The organism is Burkholderia gladioli, from assembly GCF_000959725.1.
GTDB lineage: Bacteria > Pseudomonadota > Gammaproteobacteria > Burkholderiales > Burkholderiaceae > Burkholderia > Burkholderia gladioli.
The window spans coordinates 1,564,014-1,583,659 of the sequence record NZ_CP009322.1 but is presented as its reverse complement, the minus strand read 5'-3'; the positions used below and the strand labels follow the sequence as shown (position 1 = coordinate 1,583,659).

13 protein-coding genes are annotated in these 19,646 nt (G+C 70.2%); 6 read left to right on the top strand and 7 right to left on the bottom strand.

Annotated features, from left to right (window positions below):
• Positions 1–132 precede the first annotated feature (132 nt).
• The 3 genes from BM43_RS07370 to cobA form a co-directional block, all read right to left on the bottom strand.
• Entirely contained in the window at positions 133–1,188 is a 1,056-nt protein-coding gene (locus BM43_RS07370; RefSeq protein ID WP_036056067.1) for a CmpA/NrtA family ABC transporter substrate-binding protein, read from the bottom strand.
• Positions 1,185–1,793: an ANTAR domain-containing response regulator gene (locus BM43_RS07365; protein ID WP_025099122.1), complete on the bottom strand. Its 609-nt coding sequence runs from the start codon at positions 1,791–1,793 to the stop codon at positions 1,185–1,187. Before BM43_RS07365 ends, BM43_RS07370 begins: the two co-directional genes overlap by 4 nt.
• A gap of 96 nt (positions 1,794–1,889) precedes the next feature.
• Positions 1,890–2,672 (bottom strand): uroporphyrinogen-III C-methyltransferase, encoded by a 783-nt coding sequence (gene cobA / locus BM43_RS07360; protein ID WP_013690450.1) that lies wholly within the window; start codon positions 2,670–2,672, stop codon positions 1,890–1,892.
• A 622-nt stretch (positions 2,673–3,294) separates the two neighbouring features.
• Here cobA and BM43_RS07355 point away from each other — a divergent pair.
• From BM43_RS07355 to BM43_RS07340, 4 genes are read left to right on the top strand one after another with little or no spacing between them, the layout of a single operon-like run.
• Positions 3,295–4,617, top strand: a complete 1,323-nt coding sequence (locus tag BM43_RS07355) for an MFS transporter (protein WP_013690449.1) — start codon at positions 3,295–3,297, stop codon at positions 4,615–4,617.
• 25 nt (positions 4,618–4,642) lie between these two features.
• Entirely contained in the window at positions 4,643–7,183 is a 2,541-nt protein-coding gene (gene nirB, locus BM43_RS07350) for a nitrite reductase large subunit NirB (protein WP_036056068.1), read from the top strand.
• Between the two features lie 36 nt (positions 7,184–7,219).
• Entirely contained in the window at positions 7,220–7,594 is a 375-nt protein-coding gene (gene nirD, locus BM43_RS07345) for a nitrite reductase small subunit NirD (RefSeq protein WP_013690447.1), read from the top strand.
• A gap of 60 nt (positions 7,595–7,654) precedes the next feature.
• Entirely contained in the window at positions 7,655–11,848 is a 4,194-nt protein-coding gene (locus BM43_RS07340) for a bifunctional nitrate reductase/sulfite reductase flavoprotein subunit alpha (RefSeq protein WP_036056069.1), read from the top strand.
• 119 nt (positions 11,849–11,967) lie between these two features.
• Here the strand turns inward: BM43_RS07340 and BM43_RS07335 are convergent, their stop codons facing one another.
• Complete coding sequence (locus BM43_RS07335) at positions 11,968–13,962, bottom strand: gamma-glutamyltransferase family protein (RefSeq protein WP_036056074.1); 1,995 nt, start codon at positions 13,960–13,962, stop codon at positions 11,968–11,970.
• Between the two features lie 427 nt (positions 13,963–14,389).
• On the opposite strand from BM43_RS07335, the gene BM43_RS07330 reads away from it, so the two are divergent.
• Positions 14,390–15,904 (top strand): succinyl-CoA:acetate CoA-transferase ScpC, encoded by a 1,515-nt coding sequence (locus tag BM43_RS07330; RefSeq protein ID WP_013690444.1) that lies wholly within the window; start codon positions 14,390–14,392, stop codon positions 15,902–15,904.
• 160 nt (positions 15,905–16,064) lie between these two features.
• Here the strand turns inward: BM43_RS07330 and BM43_RS07325 are convergent, their stop codons facing one another.
• Positions 16,065–16,274 (bottom strand): hypothetical protein, encoded by a 210-nt coding sequence (locus BM43_RS07325; protein WP_036056076.1) that lies wholly within the window; start codon positions 16,272–16,274, stop codon positions 16,065–16,067.
• Positions 16,261–16,530: a CppA family protein gene (locus BM43_RS07320; protein WP_036056077.1), complete on the bottom strand. Its 270-nt coding sequence runs from the start codon at positions 16,528–16,530 to the stop codon at positions 16,261–16,263. The genes BM43_RS07325 and BM43_RS07320 overlap by 14 nt, the downstream gene beginning before the upstream one ends.
• Before the next feature lie 457 nt (positions 16,531–16,987).
• Between BM43_RS07320 and BM43_RS07315 the strand changes: the two genes are divergently transcribed.
• Positions 16,988–18,724, top strand: a complete 1,737-nt coding sequence (locus tag BM43_RS07315) for a cyclic peptide export ABC transporter (RefSeq protein ID WP_036056079.1) — start codon at positions 16,988–16,990, stop codon at positions 18,722–18,724.
• Positions 18,725–18,789: 65 nt separating this feature from the next.
• Here BM43_RS07315 and BM43_RS07310 read toward each other — a convergent pair whose 3' ends face one another.
• Positions 18,790–19,410: a nitroreductase family protein gene (locus BM43_RS07310; RefSeq protein WP_036056081.1), complete on the bottom strand. Its 621-nt coding sequence runs from the start codon at positions 19,408–19,410 to the stop codon at positions 18,790–18,792.
• Positions 19,411–19,646: the final 236 nt, after the last annotated feature.

The following is a 19,646-nucleotide window of genomic DNA, read 5'->3' as shown; positions in this document are numbered from 1 at the left end:
AGCCAGGCATGCCGCGACGGCGGCTCGATGGCGAACTGCCGTCGCGGCTTGGTTCATATCCACGGGATGTGTGGTGCCGATCTCCACGTGGAGATCGGCGCGAACCGGCCTCGGCGCGGCGGCCCCGGCTGCCTACCGTCCCGGCTCGTCCCCCAGCGGCACATACCCCGCCACCGCTTCCTCATACAAGGCCGTCTGCGTCACCGCCGCCGCGATCGCCGCGTCGTCGTGCTCGGCCGTCAACATGCCCCAGCGCCGATACTGCGAGACGAACCACAATCCATCCGACGCGCGCGGCCGGTTGACCTCGCCACCATCGTGGAAGCGCACCGGCGCCGGCGGCTTCGCGAACGCGCCGTCGCCGTAGTCGCCGAGCAGGCGCGGCAGGATCCGCGCGGCCGGCACGTCGAGCGCCTCGGGCGAGGCCAGCCACTCGGCCGCCCGCGCGCGATTGCCGGGCAGGTCGAGCCAGGCGCCGGCATCGAGCAGCGTGCGGATCAGCGCGCGCGCCGTGTTCGGATAGAGCGCCGCGAACTCGCGGCGGCAGGCCAGCGCCTTCTCGGGATGGTCGTGCCAGACCTCGCTCGAGGCGGCCACCGTGCGCCCGGCGCCTTGCGCCTCGGCCACCGCGTTCCAGGGTTCGCCGACGCAGAAGCCGTCGAGCTCGCCGCTGGCCAGCGCCTCGGCCATGCCCGGCGGCGGGATCACGATGCTGCGCACCTCGCGCAGCGGATCGACGCCGTGCGCGGCGAGCCAGGCATAGAGCCACATCGCATGGGTGCCGGTGGGGAAGGTCTGCGCGAACACCGGCTTGCGGCCCAGCGTGGCGAGCGCCGCGCGCAGCTCGCCCGATTCGCGCCAGGCATCGGCCAGGCGGTTCGAGAACGTGATCGCCTGGCCGTTGCGGTTCAGCACCGACAGCACGGCCAGGTCGGCGCGCGGCCCGCCGATGCCGTACTGCACGCCATAAACGAGCCCGTAGAGCGCATGCGCGGCGTCGATCTGGCCGGTCAGCAGCTGGTCGCGCAGGCTGGCCCAGGAAGGCTGGCGCGCCAGCGTCAGCGCCAGGCCGTGCCGCTTGTCGAGCCCCAGGCGTTGCGCGACCACCAGCGGCGCGGCGTCGCTCAGGGCGACGAAGCCGAGCCGCAGCTCGCGGCGTTCGGGCGGCGGGAAAGTCGGTTTCATCATGCTTCACCATCGGGAATTCGGGCTGCGAGGAGGATCTGCCGCGCGGCTTCGACGATGCGGATGCCCTGGTCCATGGCGCGGCGGCGCAGCGTGGCATAGGCATCCTGCTCGCCGAGCCGGCGCGTCTCCATCAGCAGGCGCTTGGCGCGATCGATCAGCTTGCGGTCGGCCAGCTCGTTCTCGACCTCGGCCAGGCGACGGCGCAGCGCCTCGTCGTGCGAGAAGCGCGCGAGCGCCACCTCGATGATCGGCGCGAGCCGCTCGGGCGAGAGGCCTTCCACCAGGTAGGCGCTCACGCCCGCGCCCACCGCCGCGCGGATCAGCTGCTGGTCCGCATCGGGGCTGAACATCAGCACCGGGCGCGGCGCGCGTGCGTGCATCACCGCCAGTTGCTCGAGCGTGTCGCGCGAGGGCGATTCGGTATCGATGATCACCACGTCCGGGCGCTCCTTCTCGACCACGGCCGGCAGGCGCGCCGGGGTGGCCACCTCGTCGAGCATCTCGTAGTGGAGCCGCGCGAGCGCGTCGCGCAAGGCGCCGATCGGCTTGTCCGTATCCGTGACCAGCAGCACGCGCAGCGGGCGCGGGGCGTCGTGCGCGTCCATCATGCCAGCGGCCCCGGACAGGCGCGTGCCGGCCCGCGCGACCGGCAGGGTGCCATCGGACGAAGGCGAGGGGCGCGCGGGGCGCGGCGATCAGGCTCAAGCCGCATCGGACAGGCGCTCCGCGTCGATGGCCGGCTGGCCGGCTTGCGGCGGCAGCATGGCGAGCGCCTCGCCGATCGCCATGCCGACCAGGATCACGGCCGGGCTGCCGAGGCCGGCGGCGGCCGGATCGGTGGCGAGCGCGCCCAGCGCGCCGTGCCAGGCACGCGCACGCGCGGTGCCGGCCCACTGCACCACGGCGGCCGGCGTGGCGGCCGGGAGCGTGCCGAGCAGGCCGGCGGCGACGCGCTCGATCCGGCTCATGCCCATGTAGATCACCAGGGTGGTGCCGCCGGCCGCGAGCGCGGCCCAGTCGGGCTCGCCGTGGTCCTGCAGGTGCGCGGTGACGAAGGTCACGCCCTGGCAGTGACGGCGATGCGTGAGCGAGACGCCCAGTTCGGCGGCCGCCGCGAAACCGGAGGAGATGCCATTGACGATCTCGACCGGCACGCCGGCCGCGTGCAGGGCGGCCAGCTCCTCGCCGGCGCGGCCGAACAGCAGCGCGTCGCCGCCCTTGACGCGCACCACGTGCAGGCCGCGCAGCGCGTAGCGGCGCATCAGCTTCTCGATGAAGGCCTGCGGGGTGGAGCGGCAGCCGCCGCGCTTGCCGACGCGCACGATGCGCGCCCGCGGCGCGAGTTCGGCCACGGCGGGGTCGACCAGGTCATCGAGCAGCACCACGTCGGCGGCCGCCAGGCGCCGGGCGGCGCGGATCGTCAGCAGCTCCGGATCGCCTGGGCCGGCGCCGAGCAGGGTGACCTTGCCAGTGGGGTTCGTCATTCTCGTCAGTTCCAGTGTGGCGCACGAGGCGGCGCGCGCCGCCGGAACCGCACGACGCCGCGCGCCGGCCATGCGGCCGGGCGTTCGGGACGCCGTTGTCCGGATGGGCCGCCGCGATACGCCGCGCGGCCCGGTTCGTCTGTCTTGCGTGCGCCGACATCGTTGCCGGCGCGTTTCCTTTATTGCAATAAGCGCGCCAGCTTCATTGCGGCGCGGCACGACGATGCTGGAAGGCCGGCGCGACGCGGCAGGCGGGCGCGCGGCCGATGGCGCCGAGCGGCCGGCGGCGGCCGGCAGGTCCCGGGGCGGCACCCGCTGGCGGTGCACGACGATCGCACGTCGGCAGTGCTGCGCCGCACCACAACTGTGCGGGGCTGCGTCATCGCGTGACGCGCCGGGCCGGTGCAAGCACCCGCGAAATCGCCGGAAAGCCAGGCCGGACGAGGAAAACCCTCGTCTGGCACGACGCTTGCGAAGCATCGACCGGGCGCGTCAACGGCGACGTGCCCGGCAGCAACGAATACTGAGCGGCCCGGCGACGGGCTTTCTGGACAACGGCGTCCTGTGCATCCGGTCTATCGACCGGATTCGCAGGACGCCGTTTCGTTTTGGTAGACCCCACATGTCAAACAAGGCCACCCGCATCGATCTGTTCAGCTTCGGCACCGCGCCGATGCGTGCCTTCCACCTCACCTGGATGGCGTTCTTCGTCTGCTTCTTCGCGTGGTTCGCCTGCGCGCCGCTGATGCCGCTGATCGCCAGGCAGTTCCAGCTCAGCGCGGGCCAGGTGGCCGACATCAATATTGCCGCGGTGGCCGCCACCATCCTGGTGCGCCTGCTGGTGGGCCCGCTCTGCGACCGCTTCGGCCCGCGCCGCGTCTATACCGGCCTGCTGGTGCTCGGCGCGATCCCGGTGATCGCGATCGCCTTCGCGCACGACTACTGGAGCCTGATGCTCTGCCGGCTCGGCATCGGCGCGGTCGGCGCCAGCTTCGTGATCACCCAGTACCACACCTCGGTGATGTTCGCGCCCAACGTGGTGGGCACCGCGAACGCGACCACCGCCGGCTGGGGCAATGCCGGCGCGGGCGCGGCCCAGGCGCTGATTCCGCTGTTCGTGTCGGCCGCGCTGCTGCTGGGCCTGGGCGACGGCTCGGCCTGGCGCGTCGCGCTGGTGGTGCCCGGCATCGCCATGCTGCTGATGGCCGTGGCTTACTGGCGCGGCACGCAGGACAGCCCGCGCGGCGATTTCGTGACGCTGCGCGCACGCGGCGAAACAGTCGAGAGCGGCAAGAAGGGCGGCTGGGCGAGCTTCATCGCCGCGTCCCGGAACTACCGCGTCTGGATGCTGGCCATCACCTACGGCGCCTGCTTCGGGGTCGAGGTGTTCATCCACAACATCGCCTCGCTCTACTACGTGAACCACTTCCAGTTGTCGCTGCGCGACGCGGGCCTCGCGGCCGGCATCTTCGGCCTGCTGGCGCTGTTCGCGCGGGCGCTCGGCGGCTGGCTGTCGGATCGCATCGCCGCGCGCCGTGGTCTCGCGGTGCGCTCGATGCTGCTGGCGGTGCTGATCGCCGGCGAAGGGCTCGGCCTGCTGGCGTTCTCGCATGCGGGGCAGGTCGGCGTGGCGGTGCTGGCGATGGTCGCCTTCGGCCTGTTCACCCACATGGCCTGCGGCGCAACCTACGCGCTGGTGCCCTTCGTCGATCGCAACGCGCTGGGTGGGGTGGCCGGCATCGTCGGCGCGGGCGGCAACGTGGGGGCGGTGGCCGCCGGATTCCTGATGAAGGGCGTGGGCGACGTGCAGACCACGCTCACCCTGCTCGGCGGCGTGGTGCTGGTCACCTCGCTGTGCGCGATCGCGGTGCGCTTCAGCGCCGAGCACATGGCCCGCGAGGCCGCGCTGCGCGCCAGCGCGCTCGCCGCGAACGTCGTCAACTGATACCCGGCACACGGAGAAACGCACCATGAACCCTATCGTCGTCATCGGTCACGGGATGGTCGGCCACAAGCTGCTCGAATCGCTCGCCGCCATGCCGGGGCAAGCCTGGCGCGTCGTCGTGCTGTGCGAGGAGCCGCGTCCCGCCTACGATCGCGTCCATCTTTCCGAATTCTTCGCCGGCAAGTCGGCCGAGGATCTCTCGCTGGTCGCGCCGGGCTTCTTCGAGTCGCATCCGCAATTCGAGCTGCGCCTGGGCACCGCCGCCGCCGCGATCGACCGCGCCGCGCGCACCGTCACGCTCGCCGACGGCGAGACCATCGCCTACCACAAGCTGGTGTTCGCCACCGGCTCCTCGCCCTTCGTGCCGCCCGTGCCGGGCCGCGATCGCGAGGATTGCTTCGTCTACCGCACCATCGAGGACCTGGTCGCGATGCAGGCCTGCGGGGCGCGCGCCAGCTCGGGCGTGGTGGTGGGCGGCGGGCTGCTCGGCCTCGAATGCGCTAAGGCGCTGCGCGACATGGGCCTCGACACGCACGTGGTGGAGTTCGCGCCGCGCCTGATGGCGGTGCAGGTCGACGAGGGCGGCGGCAGCATGCTGCGCGGCCGGATCGAGGCGCTCGGCGTGCAGGTGCATACCGGCCGGAACACGCTGGAGATCGTCGACGGCGAGGCTGGCACGCATCGCATGCGCTTCGCCGACGGCAGCCATCTGGACACCGACATGATCGTGTTCTCGGCCGGCATCCGCCCGCGCGATCAGCTCGCGCGCGACTGCGGCCTGGAGATCGGCCCGCGCGGCGGGATCGCGATCGACAGCGCCTGCCGCACCAGCGATGCCGACATCTACGCGATCGGCGAATGCGCGGCCTGGAACGGCCAGACCTTCGGCCTGGTGGCGCCGGGCTACGACATGGCGCGGGTGGTCGCGCAGCAGTTGGCGGGCGGCGACGCCGTGTTCGCCGGCGCCGACCTGAGCACCAAGCTCAAGCTGATGGGCGTGGACGTGGCCAGCATCGGCGACGCGCACGCGAAGACCTCAGGCTGCCGCGTGGTGCAGTACGCGGACGGGCGCCGCGAGGTCTACAAGAAGCTGGTCACCTCGGCCGACGGCAAGCAACTGCTCGGCGCGGTGCTGGTGGGCGACGCGGCCGAATACGGCACGCTGCTGCAGATGATGCTGAACCGCATCGAGCTGCCGGCCGAGCCCGAGGCGCTGATCCTGCCGCAATCGGACGGCGCCGCCAGGCCGGGCCTGGGCGTCGACGCGCTGCCGGACACGGCGCAGATCTGCTCCTGCAACAACGTCTCGAAGGGCCGGCTCTGCGAGGCGGTGGTCAATGGCGCGACCTCGATCGGCGCGCTGAAGTCCTGCACCGGCGCCGGCACCTCCTGCGGCGGTTGCGTGCCGCTGGTCACCCAGGTGATGAAGGCCGAGATGAAGAAGCAGGGCCTGGCCGTCAACAATCACCTCTGCGAGCACTTCGCCTATTCGCGCCAGGAGCTCTACCACCTGGTGCGCGTGGAGGGCATCCGCAGCTTCGGCGAGCTGCTGGCGAAGTACGGCAAGGGGCTCGGCTGCGATATCTGCAAGCCCACCGCGGCCTCGATCCTGGCCTCCTGCTGGAACGAGTTCGTGCTCAAGCGCGAGCACGCGAGCCTGCAGGATTCGAACGACTACTACCTGGCCAACATCCAGCGCGACGGCACCTATTCGGTGGTGCCGCGCATGCCGGGCGGCGAGGTCACGCCCGAAGGCCTGATCGCGGTGGGCCAGGTGGCGAAGAAGTACGGCCTCTATACCAAGATCACCGGCGGCCAGCGCGTCGACCTGTTCGGCGCGCGCGTCGAGCAACTGCCGCTGATCTGGGAGGAGCTGATCGCGGCCGGTTTCGAGTCGGGCCATGCCTACGGCAAGTCGCTGCGCACCGTGAAGTCCTGCGTGGGCTCGACCTGGTGCCGCTATGGCGTGGGCGATTCGGTCGGCCTCGCGATCGACCTGGAGAACCGCTACAAGGGCCTGCGCGCGCCGCACAAGATCAAGTTCGGCGTGTCGGGCTGCACCCGCGAATGCGCCGAGGCGCAGGGCAAGGACGTCGGCGTGATCGCCACCGAGAAGGGCTGGAACCTCTATGTCTGCGGCAACGGCGGGATGAAGCCGCGCCACGCCGAGCTGCTGGCTTCCGACCTCGATCGCGAGACCCTGATTCGCTACGTCGATCGCTTCCTGATGTTCTACATCCGCACCGCGGATCGCCTGCAGCGCACCAGCACCTGGCGCGACAACCTCGAGGGCGGGCTCGACTACCTGATCGACGTGGTGGTCAACGACCGGCTCGGCCTCGCCGAGGAACTCGAGGCGCAGATGGCGCACGTGGTCGAGACCTACGAGTGCGAGTGGAAGAAGGCCGTGAGCGACCCGGCCACGCGCCGCCGCTTCCGCCATTTCGTCAACAGCGAGGCGGCCGACACCACCATCGCCTTCGTCGAGGAACGCGGCCAGATCCGGCCGGCGACGCCCGAGGAACGCGCCGAGGCGCCGGCCGCCACCGAAGCCGTGACGGCCTGAGGGCCGCCCACTCATCACGAATTCCGGAGAACCCTGATGCAAGCACCATCGACCGTTTCGTCCACCTCGTCCGCCTCGAGTTGGACGCCCGTCTGCCAACTGAACGACATCGTGCCGAACACGGGCGTCTGCGCGCTCGTCAACGGCGGCCAGGTCGCCGTGTTCCGCGTCGAGGCCGGCGACGGCGCCGTGGACATCTACGCGATCGACAACATCGACCCGCATTCGCGCGCCGCGGTGCTCTCGCGCGGCCTGGTCGGCAGCCTCGGCGAGCGCGTGGTGGTGGCCTCGCCGCTGTTCAAGCAGCACTTCGACCTGCGCACCGGCGAGTGCGTGGAGGCGCCCGAGAAATCGGTCGGCGTCTATGCCTCGCGCATCGAGGACGGGCTGGTCTGGGTCGGCACCGCCTGAGCGCGGCGGCACGAGACCGAACGGATCGGAGAGGAACAGGCGGGCGAACACGGAGCAGGCATGGCGAGCACGAGCGTGAAGACGGTGTGTCCTTACTGCGGCGTCGGCTGCGGGATGGTGCTGCATGTCGAGGACGGCGAGGTGGTCAAGGTATCGGGCGATACCGAGCACCCGTCGAACTTCGGCCGGCTCTGCACCAAGGGCTCGTCGGCGCACGTCGCGCTGCGTCATGCCGGGCGGCTGGAAACGGCCTACCTGCGCGACGCGCGCGAACGCGATCCGGTGCCGCTGGCGGTGGACGAGGCGATCGTCGAGACCGCGCGGCGGCTGCGCGAGGTGCTCGACACGCACGGACCCGAGGCGCTGTCCTTCTACGTGTCGGGGCAGATGTCGATCGAGGCGCAATACCTCGTCAACAAGCTCGCCAAGGGCTACATCCGCACCTCGCACGTCGAGTCGAACTCGCGGCTCTGCATGGCCAGCGCCGGCAGCGGCTACAAGCTCTCGCTCGGCGCCGACGGCCCGCCCGGCTCGTACCAGGATTTCGACCGCGCCGGGCTGTTCTTCGTGATCGGCGCGAACATGGCCGATTGCCACCCGATCCTGTTCCTGCGCATGATGGATCGCGTCAAGGCGGGCGCCAGGCTGATCGTGGTGGACCCGCGCCGCAACACCACCGCCGACAAGGCCTCGCTGTTCCTGCAGATCAAGCCCGGCACCGACCTCGCCCTGCTCAACGGGCTGCTGCATCTGCTGCATGCCGAAGGCCATGCCGACGCGGCCTTCATCGAGGCGCATACCGAAGGCTGGGAGGCGATGCCGGCCTTCCTGGCCGACTACACGCCCGACAAGGTGGCCGCCATCACCGGCCTGGCCGAGGCCGACATCCGCCGCGCCGCGAGCATGATCGGCGAGGCGCGCGACTGGATGAGCTGCTGGACCATGGGCCTGAACCAGAGCACGCGCGGCACCTGGCAGACCAATGCGATCTGCAACCTGCACCTGGCCACCGGCGCGATCTGCCGGCCCGGCAGCGGGCCGTTCTCGCTGACCGGGCAGCCCAACGCGATGGGCGGGCGCGAGATGGGCTACATGGGCCCGGGCCTGCCGGGCCAGCGCAGCCTGCTCGACGACGAGGACCGCCGCTTCGTCGAGGAGGTCTGGCGCCTGCCGGCCGGCACGCTGCGCCGTGACGGCGGCGGAGGCGGCACCGTCGACATGTTCGAGAAGATGGCCGCGGGCGAGATCAAGGCCTGCTGGATCATCTGCACCAACCCGGTGGCGACCGTGGCCAACCGCGCCAAGGCGATCGCCGGCTTGCAAGCGGCCGAGCTGGTGATCGCGCAGGATGCCTTCCTCGATACCGAGACCAACCGCTACGCCGACATCCTGCTGCCGGGCGCGCTGTGGGCCGAGGCCGAGGGCGTGATGATCAACTCGGAGCGCAACCTGACGCTGACGCGGCAGGCCATCGAGCCGCCCGGCGAGGCGCGCGCCGATTGGGCGATGGTGGCGGCGGTGGCGCGCGAGATGGGTTTTCGCGAGGCCTTCGACTACGACTCGGCCGAGCAGGTGTTCGACGAGATCGTGCGCTTCTCGAACCCGAGGACGGGCTACGACCTGCGCGGCGCGAGCCACCGCGCCCTGCGCGCGACGCCGCTGCAATGGCCCTGTCCGCCCGACGATGCGAACGACCGCCACCCGCTGCGCTACCTCAACGACGGCGTGAGCCAGCCGCTGCGCGTGGCCGGGGACGGCAGCGTGCCGGCCCTGGTGTTCCCGACGCCTTCCGGCCGCGCGCGTTTCCTCGCGCGCCCTCATGCCGAGGCGACGGACCTGCCCAGCGCCGAATTCCCGATCGTGCTCAACACCGGGCGCCTGCAGCACCAGTGGCACACCATGACCAAGACCGGCAAGGTGGCGATGCTCAACAAGCTGAACCCCAAGCCCTTCGTCGAGGTGCATCCCGAGGATGCGGCCGCGCTGGGCATCGCCGCCAACGACAGCGTCGAGCTGCGCTCGCGGCGCGGTCGCGCGGTGCTGCCGGCGGTGGTGACCGACCGCGTGCTGCCGGGCGCGGCCTTCGCGCCGATGCACTGGAACGACGTGTATGGCGACGATCTCTGCGTCAACGCCCTGACCAGCGACGCCGTCGATCCGATCTCGCTGCAACCCGAGCTGAAATTCTGCGCGGTGTCGCTGACGCGGGTTGCGTCCGCGGCCGCCGTCGCGCCGGCGCAAGCCGCCGGCGCGGCCCCTGAATCGAACCCGCAGGCCGCCGCTCCGATCGCGACGGCCGCGCACCAGGAATCGACCATGTCCGCAGCTCTCGACACCTTCGCGGCCGCGCTCGGCCTGCAGGATCTCGCCGCGCCGCGCCTGAGCGATGCCGAACGAGTCTATCTCGCCGGCTTTCTCAACGGCCTGCGCGCCGCGCCCGCCGATGGCGTGCCGGTGCTGCCGGGTAACGCGCCTTGCGCGCCGGCCACGCGCCTGTGGCTCGACGGCATGCTGGCCGGGCTCTACAGCCGCGCGCCGCGCGCCGAGTTGCCGGCCATGCCTGGTGCCGGCTTGCCGATCCCGGGCGCGGGCGGCGCGATCGAGGCGCAGGATGCCGCGGCCGGCGTGCGGATCGTCCATGCGCGGCCGAAGGTGGTGCTGCTCTGGGCCTCGCAGACCGGCAACATCGAATCGCTGACCGAGCTGTACGCCACGCTGCTGATGAACTCGGGGTTCGAGATTCGCGTGGCCTGCATGGCCGATGCCACGCCCGCCGTGTTCGCGAACGCGCAATACGCGCTGCTGATGACGAGCACCTTCGGCGACGGCGACGCGCCCGACAACGGCGCCGCGTTCTGGGACGCGCTCGCGGCCGAGGGCGCGGCGCGCGTCGAGGGCCTGCGCTACGCGGTGCTGGCCTTCGGCGACCGCAACTACGACGCGTTCTGCGGCCACGGCCGCCGGCTCGACGCGCGGCTGGCCGAGCTGGGCGGCGAGCGCCTGGGCGAGCGCGTCGATTGCGACGTCGAGTTCCAGCCCGCCGCCGATAGCTGGCTGGAGCGCGTGATCGCGCGCATCAAGGCGGTCGACGCGGCGCTGCACGCCGTGCCCGACGGCGGCGCGATTCCCTCGCTGCTGCCCACCAAGGCGCGGCCGGCGACCTCGAAGCTGGTGGCCAACCTGAAGCTGAACCAGCCCGGCGCGGCCAAGGACACGCGCTACCTGTCGCTGTCGACCGAGGGCACCGCGCTCGAATACGAGGCGGGCGACGCGCTCGGCATCTGGCCGACCAACTGCCCCTCGGTGGTCGACGAGCTGCTGGGCCTGACCAGGCTCTCGGGGGATACACCCGTGACGGTGAGCGGCGTCGGCGACGTGCGTCTGGCCGATGCGCTGGGCCGGCATCTCGACATCACCCGCCCGCATCCCGATGCGCTCGCGCTGATCGCCGAGCGCAGCAGCAACGGCGCGCTGAAGTCGCTGCTGTCGGACGAGCGCAAGGGCGATCTCAAGAACTGGTTGTGGGGGCAACAACTGGCCGACGTGCTGCACGAATTCCCGGTTGATCTGTCGGCGGCCGAGCTGGTCGGCATGCTCAAGCGGATCCAGCCGCGCCTGTATTCGATCGCGTCGAGCCCGGCCGCGCATCGCGACGAGGTGCACCTGACCGTCTCGGCGGTGCGCTACAGCAATGGGCGGCGCGAGCGCAAGGGCGTGGCCTCGACCTTCCTGGCCGATCGTGCCGGCGACGGCGGCGTGCCGGTGTTCGTGCAGAAGTCCGCGCACTTCCGGCCGCCCGCGAGCGGCGAGGTGCCGATCGTGATGGTCGGGCCCGGCACCGGCATCGCGCCGTTCCGCGGCTTCCTGCACGAGCGGCGCGCGCGCGGCGCGAGCGGGCGGAACTGGCTGTTCTTCGGCGAGCAGCACGCGGCCACCGATTTCTACTACCGGGACGAGCTGGCCGCGATGCGCGAGGACGGCCTGCTCACGCACCTGGACCTGGCCTTCTCGCGCGACCAGGAAAGCAAGGTCTACGTGCAGGACCGCATGCGCGAGCGCGGCGCCGAGCTGTGGTCCTGGCTGGAGGCCGGCGCGCATTTCTACGTCTGCGGGGATGCCTCGCGGATGGCCAAGGATGTCGACCTGGCGCTGAAGGACGTGGTCGCCGCGCATGGCGGCATGGACGAGGCGAGGGCGGGGGAGTATGTGGCGCAGATGTCGAAGGAGCGGCGTTATCTGCGCGATGTGTATTGAGATGAGCAGGCCGGCGCGATGCCGGCCGGTTCGGCGCGCCGCTGCCACGCGGCGCTGAATGCCTGGGCGGTTCGCCGCGATGCCGGTCGGGCAGCGCGGCGAAGCGCATCGTCACGCGGTCAGGGCGTGATGGTATCCCCCAGCACCACCCCCTCGCGACGCGGATCGGTGCCGCCTTGCAGCAGGTTCGTGCCGTTGCGCTGGATGCGCAGCACGGTGTTCACGCCGCTGGCCTGCGCCGAGGTCGAGACGGTGTGGCCGAGCGCCTTGAGCCCCGCGATCAGCGGATCGTTCGCGCCGCTGTTGCTGGTGTCGACGTTCGGATGCTCGCCGCCGATCGTGGTGGTCGGGCTGTTGCTGGCGCCGAAGTCGATCAGCCCGGCCGACTGCTGCGCGTCGAGCCCCCAGTCGAGCGTGCCGACCAGCGTCTTCAGCACGTATTGCGGGATCGTGCCGCCGCCGGGCGAGCCGGTCGCCATCACGAAATCACCCTTCGAGCCGTCCGCCGCGACCTTGAACACGATGGTCGGCGCCATCGAGCTGCGCGGCCGCTTGCCCGGCTGCACGCGATTCGCGACCAGCGCGCCGTTGCTGTCGGTGGGCGAGGCGGAGAAGTCGGTCAACTGGTTGTTGAGCAGGAAACCGTGCGTCATGTGGAACGAACCCATGCTCGACTCCACCGTGGTGGTCGCGCTCAGCACGTTGCCGTCGCCGTCGACGATGGTGAACTGGTTGGTGCCGTGCTCGATCAGGGTGGTATCGACGCCGAGCGGAATCGCGCCGAGATCGCCGGGCTGCGCCGTGCCCATGCTCCTGGTGGTGCTGATCAGGGCCGCCCGCTGCTTCAGGTAGGGCTTGTTCAGCATGGTGTCGGCGCTGCCGCCGGGCAGCGGGATGAAGTCCGTGTCGGCCACGTACTTGTCGCGGTCGGCATAGGCCAGGCGTTCGGCCTCGGTGATCAGGTGCACGCCCTGCACGCTCGGCTTGCCGCCTTCGAGGTCGATCGCCGCCGGGCCCATCGACTTCAGGTCGAAGTTCTCCAGGATGCCGAGCGCCGAGGCCACCGCGATCCCGCCCGAGGACGGCGGAGGCATCCCGCAGACCCAGTAGCTGCCGCGATAGGTGGTGCAGATCGCGTCGCGGCGCTTGGCCTGGTAGGCCGCGAGGTCGGCCAGGGTGGTCTTGCCCGGGGTGATCTTCGAGCCGTCGGCGCCCGTGGTGGTGGCGATCTTGGCGACGATGTCCTGTGCGATCGCACCCGAGTAGAGCGCATTCGCGCCGTTCTGTGCCATCTGCGTCAGCGCATCGGCATAGGCGGGGTTCTTCAGCACGGTGCCGAGCGCCTTCGGTGAGCCGTCGGCATTGAGGAAGTAGGCGGCGGCCTCGGCGTCGCGCTTCAGGCTCGCGGCGTTCGAGGAGATCGCGGCCGCCAGCCGGCCGCCGATCGGGAAGCCGTTGCTGGCCAGCGAGATCGCATCGCCGAACAGGTCGCGCCATTGCAGCTTGCCGTGGTCGCGCTGCAGCAACTCGATCAGGCGCGGCACGCCGATGGTGCCGATCGAGCGGCCGCTCGCGCGCGCGCTCGGCACCGGCGCGGACTGGTCGCTGGTGTCGTCGACATAGCGCAGGTAGTTCTCGGTGGCGGCGGCCGGTGCCGTCTCGCGGCCGTCGTAGGCCTGCAGCGTCTTGTTGCGCGCATCGAAGTACAGCAGCACGCCGCCCGAGCCGAGGCCAGTCGCCTCGGGCACGGTCAGGCCGAGCACGGCCTGCACGGCCACCGCCGCGTCGGCGGCGGTGCCGCCCTTGCGCAGCACCGCGCAACCGGCCGCGCTCGCGTAGGCGTTCGAGGTGGCCACCAGGTAGCTTTTCGCGGTGATCGGCTTGAGGCCCTTGCGATAGCCGGAAGCGGGCTCGGGCAGGGACGGGTCGCCGGGCTGGCTCGAACCGACCACGGCGGTCGAGCCGCTGCTGTCGATCGCCAGACAGGTGGAGTCGGTGGTGGCGGGCGGGGTGGAGGCGGCGGGGGCGGATGTTTCGGTATCGCCACCGCATGCCCCCATCAACGTGGCCGCGAGTACCGCGGAAACGTAGGGCAGGAGTCTGGGCTTGTTCATCGGATCGCGAGAGGGATTTGTTTTGTGAGTTGGCGCCGCGCGTCGTCTCATGCGGCAAAACGCGCCGATCGATAGTTGCCGAAAATATTTCAATTGGCAATCGGAAGTATTTCCAGTCCACAACGCGGGCTTACGGCGGAGACACAATTCCGGCGGGGCTCGGCGCGGCATGGAAGCATTTGGAAGCGGCGCGGAAGCAACCCGTTTCGCGTCGCGTTGCATGCCATTGGCGCCCGGATACCGAGCGAATCCGGCAATGCAGTTTTGCAGCATGGCGCCTCTATGCCGGCGGCGGCCTGGGCGATACTGCGCGCCGTGTCCTGCCCTCGGCCTGCCGCCGCAAGCCGCCAGGCCACGCGCCGCTTCCGAGACACCCCCGCCGCGGCGCCGCTCGACGCGATACCAACAGACCCGTTCGATTTCCGCCATGCCCACATCCCGAATCCTTGCCGAATCCCTGCGCTCCCTGATCCGCACCGCCGACGAAGCCGCCGCGCTGATCGCGCCGAACATGACGGTCGCGATGAGCGGCTTCACCGGCTCCGGCTACCCGAAGGCCGTGCCCGCCGCGCTGGCGACGCGCATCTCGGCCGCGCATGCGCGCGGCGAGGACTTCCGGATCAACGTGCTGACCGGCGCCTCGACGGCGCCCGAACTCGATGGCGCGCTGGCCAAGGCGGACGGCATCTCGATGCGCCTGCCGTATCAATCGGATCCGATCCTGCGCGAGAAGATCAATGCCGGCGAACTCGACTACCAGGACATCCACCTGAGCCATGTCGCGCAATACGCCTGGTTCGGGCTGTTCGGCGACCTGGACGTGGCCGTGGTGGAAGTGGCCGGCATTCGCGAGGACGGGCTGCTGATTCCCTCGGCTTCGGTGGGCAACAACAAGACCTGGCTCGACCAGGCCAAGAAGGTGATCCTCGAGGTGAATACGCGGCAGCCGCTCGGCCTCGACGGCATGCACGACATCTACTACGGCACCGCGCTGCCGCCGCATCGCAAGCCGATCCCGCTGGTGGCCGCCGACGACCGGATCGGCGAACCCTACCTGCGCTGCCCGGCCGAGAAGATCATCGCGATCGTCGAGACCGACGCGCCCGATCGCAGCAATGCCTTCAACGCGCCGGACGCCACCTCCAAGCAGATCGCGGCCCACCTGATCGACTTCCTGCGCCACGAGATCGGCCGCGGCCGCCTGCCGGCGAACCTGCTGCCGCTGCAATCGGGCGTGGGCAACATCACCAACGCGGTGCTGGCCGGGCTCGGCGAGGGCGGCTTCACGAACCTGAGCGCCTACACGGAAGTGATCCAGGACGGCATGCTCGACCTGCTCGCCAACGGCACGCTGAGCTTCGCCTCGGCCACCGCGCTGTCGCTGAGCCCCGAGGCGGTGAAGCGCTTCGCCGACGACATCGCGCTGTTCCGCTCGAAGATCCTGCTGCGCCCGCAGGAGATCAGCAATCACCCGGAGCTGGTGCGCCGGCTAGGCTGCATCGCGATGAACGGCATGATCGAGGCCGACATCTACGGCAACGTGAACTCGACGCACGTGATGGGCACGAAGATCCAGAACGGCATCGGCGGCTCGGGCGACTTCGCGCGCAACGGCTACCTGTCCTGCTTCATGTCGGCGAGTACCGCGAAGGGCGGCACGATTTCGCGGATCGTGCCGATGGCCAGCCATGTCGATCACACCGAGCACGACGTGGGCGTGGTGGTGACCGAACAGGGCCTGGCGGACTTGCGGGGGCTGTCGCCGCGCCAGCGCGCGCGCAAGATCATCGATACCTGCGCGCATCCGGATTTCCGCCCGATGCTGGCCGACTACTTCGAACGCGCGAGCCGCGAGAGCTTCGGCAAGCAGACGCCGCATCTGCTGGGTGAGGCGTTGTCCTGGCACGAGCGTTTCGTGCGCACGGGCAGCATGAAGCCCTGAGCCCCTGAAACGCGGTAGACATGGCGAGCGGTGCAAGGCCGCTCGCCCGATTCAGGCATGTTCCCGCGAGCGGCGCCGCAAACCCCGGCCGCCGCGCGAAGCGCGAAACCGGCGTATCCATTCATGCCGGCCGTTCCCCGCCGTTCCCCGCCGTTCATCTTCAGGCCGCGCCGGCGAGCGGCTCCGCCAGATCCACCTCGGCCCCGATGCGCGTGGCGTCGCGATAGTCGCGATAGGACGTTGCGTGCCGCGCATGACGCTGCGGTGCGCCGAGCGTGAAGGCACGGCGGCGCGACGCCTCGCCCGAACGGGAGGCCAGCGTGGTGGCAATGGAGACGCGCCAGCCGGCGCAAGGCTCAGCGGGCCGCATGACTGGCGAGATGCTGACGGATCAGCGCGAGGTAGTGATCGCCGACGGAGTGATCGGCGGCGGCGCGGCGGACCGGACGCTGGATCGTGAGCGGCGGACGCAGCCCGAGATAGCGGCACAGCGCCGAGACATAGGGCTTGCGCGTGCGCCCGAGCTGATGCAGCGCCCGCGCGACGCGGATATCACCGGCCTGGCTGCGCAGCCAGGCGAAGACCTGACGGTCGGTGTCGTTGACAAGTCGTACGCGATGTTCCATGGCTCACCTCGATACTGGTTATCAATACAGTGCTGTGAATATATCCAGTATTTTGGGTGCGCACAATCGAAACAAACGGGGCCGGACAGTTCCGGCCGAACGGCCTGTCCAGGGGCCGCCACGGGCTGCCCCGAAGACGCCGAAAGCCGCGCCGGCCGGTGCGGAAACCCGCTTGCGGCGCGTCGGCGCGGTTGCCATTTCGGTGCCCAGCTAATATCATTCGCGAGTTGCAAATAAGAATCATTATCGCGGCAGTGCGCCCGGGCCGGGCATTCCACGAGCGGATTCGGCCGGCAGTCGAGCGTGCTTCCCAATCCGGCCGGCCCCAGGAAGGGCAGCCCGGCGGTTCGCGCGGTCGCGGGATCGCGTTACGCTACGCGCCATGGCACTCGCCCGAGCCGGGCCCCGACCCACGCAAGGCATCACCAGAACACACCATGAACTCGAGGAAACACGGATGACTCGCGACCAGCGCGACACCCAGCGCGCGAACTACGGCGGCACGCTGATCCAACTGCTGCGGCCGTTCCTGCCGATCACGCTGATCGCGACCCTGCTCGGCATCGTGGGCGGCCTCTGCACCGCCTGGCTGCTGTCGGTGATCAATACCAGCCTGCATGCGCCCGAGGGCATCGGCACGAAGACGGCCGTCACCTTCGTCGCGCTCTGCCTCGTCACGCTGTTCTGCAGCGCCGTCGCCGGGATCGGCAACAGCGTCACGGGCCAGCGCATCATCGCCGCGCTGCGCAAGGACATCTCCGCGCGCATCGTGTGCGCCCCGGTGGCCGCGCTCGAGCGCTACAAGACGCACCGCCTGCTCTCGACGCTGAACAGCGACGTCGAGACCGTCAGCGCCTTCACCTTCAGCTTCCCGAACTTCGCCGTCGCGGCGGCCGTCGCCGCCGGCTGCGTGGCCTACATGCTGGTGCTCTCGCCGGTGCTGTTCCTGATCGCGCTGGTGGCGATCATCGTCGGCGCGCTGATCAACCAGTACGCGAGCCTCAAGTGGGGGCAGTACTACCGCGGCGTGCGCGGCGCGCAGGACGACCTGCAGAAGCAGTACCGCGCGATCACCGAGGGCGCCAAGGAGCTGCGCATCAACCGCGACCGGCGCCAGCGCGTGTTCGGCGTGCGCCTGGCGGGCGCGGCCGACCAGGTGGCCGACCTGAAGATCAAGGCGATGCGCCTCTATTACGGCGCGAGCGCCTCGGTCACCACGCTGTTCTTCATCGTGATCGGCGTGCTGCTCCTGCTGCAGCAGCGCCTGGGCGTGTCGCCGGAGGTGGTCAGCGGTTTCGTGATCGTGCTGCTCTACGTGCGCGGCCCGGTCGAGACCATCGCCAGCAGCCTGCCGGCGCTGAGCCAGGCGCGCATCTCGTTCCAGCGGATCGCCGAGCTGACCGAGCAGTTCACCAACCGCGAGGCGCGCCTGCTCGACGGCGAGGCGCCGGCGCCGCTGGCCGAACTGCGCGAGATCGAGCTGCGCCGCGCGTGCTGGGAATTCCCGGCGGTGGGCGAGCAGCCGCCGTTCCGCCTCGGCCCGATCGACCTGCGCATCGAGCGCGGCGAGATGCTGTTCGTGATCGGCGAGAACGGCAGCGGCAAGACCACCCTGATCAAGCTGCTGCTCGGGCTCTACGAGGCCGGGCAGGGCGAGCTGCTGTTCAACGGCGAGCCGGTGCCGGCCGAGCGCATGGACGCCTACCGGCAGCTCTATTCGGCGGTGTTCGCCGACTATCACCTGTTCGAGGACCTGGTGGTGCACGATCCGGCGCTGGTCGCGCGCGCGCAGGCCTATCTGGAGCAACTGGAGATCGCGCACAAGGTGAAGATCGAGGACGGCGTGTTCTCGACCATCGATCTATCCACCGGGCAGCGCAAGCGCCTGGCCCTGGTGCACGCGATGCTCGAGCAGCGCCCGATCATGATGTTCGACGAATGGGCGGCCGACCAGGATCCGACCTTCCGCCGCGTGTTCTACACCGTGTTCCTGCCGGAGCTGAAGCGCCAGGGCAAGACCCTGATCGTGGTCTCGCACGACGATCGCTACTTCCACGTGGCCGATCGCGTGATCCGCATCGAGCGCGGCCAGATCATCCAGACCGCGCGCGGCGATGCCTTCACCTACGAGGATCGCGGCAGCACGCGCCTGGAGGACCTGGCCGCCACGCACGACAGCGCCCGCACGCATTGACGCCGGGCGCGATGCCCGGGGCCGCCGGGCGGCCCCGGGGTCATCCAGCCGGATCGGCCTCAGATTCAGATCGACGAACGACCGAGCCACTCGCGCACGTGATCGGCGCGCGAGGGGCGCGGCGGCGGCGCATCCTGCGACACCGGCGTGCCGACCAGCAGGAAGCCGAGCAGGCGATCGCCGGGCTCGAAATCGAGCGCGGCGGGCAGCTTCGGATCGTAGCTGTCGTCGCCGGTGATCCAGAACGCGCCGTAGCCGAGCGCATGGATCGTGTTCAGCATGTTCATCGTCGCGGCGCCCGTCGAGAGCAGTTGCTCGACCTCGGGGATGCCGCCGTCCTCGCGGATCGCCGCTGCCACGGCGATGATCAGCGGCGTCGAGCGGGCCGTGTCGCCGCGCGACTCGAGTTCGTCGCGCGTGAGTTGCGGCTCGCGCGCGGCGGCCAGCTCGACCAGCACCTCGGCCAGCTCGGCGCGGGCCTCGTCGCGGATCAGTGCGAAGCGCCAGGGGCGCAGTTGCGCATGGTCGGGCGCGCGCATCGCGGCGTCGAAGATCAGCTCGATCTCCTCGTCGCGCGGTGCCGGCTCGGCGAGCTGGAAATGCGATTGTCGCGACAGCAGGATGTCGACGAGCGCGCGGCCGGCCGGGGCGGCATGGGCGAGGGTGGCGGGACTGGCTTGCGTCATGGTCGGAGTGCTCCGTTGTTCAAGGTCGCGATATGATGCGCAACTGTCTCGATTTGTGCAAATGATTCTCATTTGCATTTTTGTCGGTTATCGTAATACCCATGCGCGGTGGGGCTTGCCGTGCAGCCGTGCCGGTGTGGTGCCTTCGGGCCGCGCCGGATTTTCCCGGACCACGGATTTCGCCGAAGCCGCCGCGCCGATGCGCGTGGCGGCTGGCCCGGCAAGTCCGCTCTTCG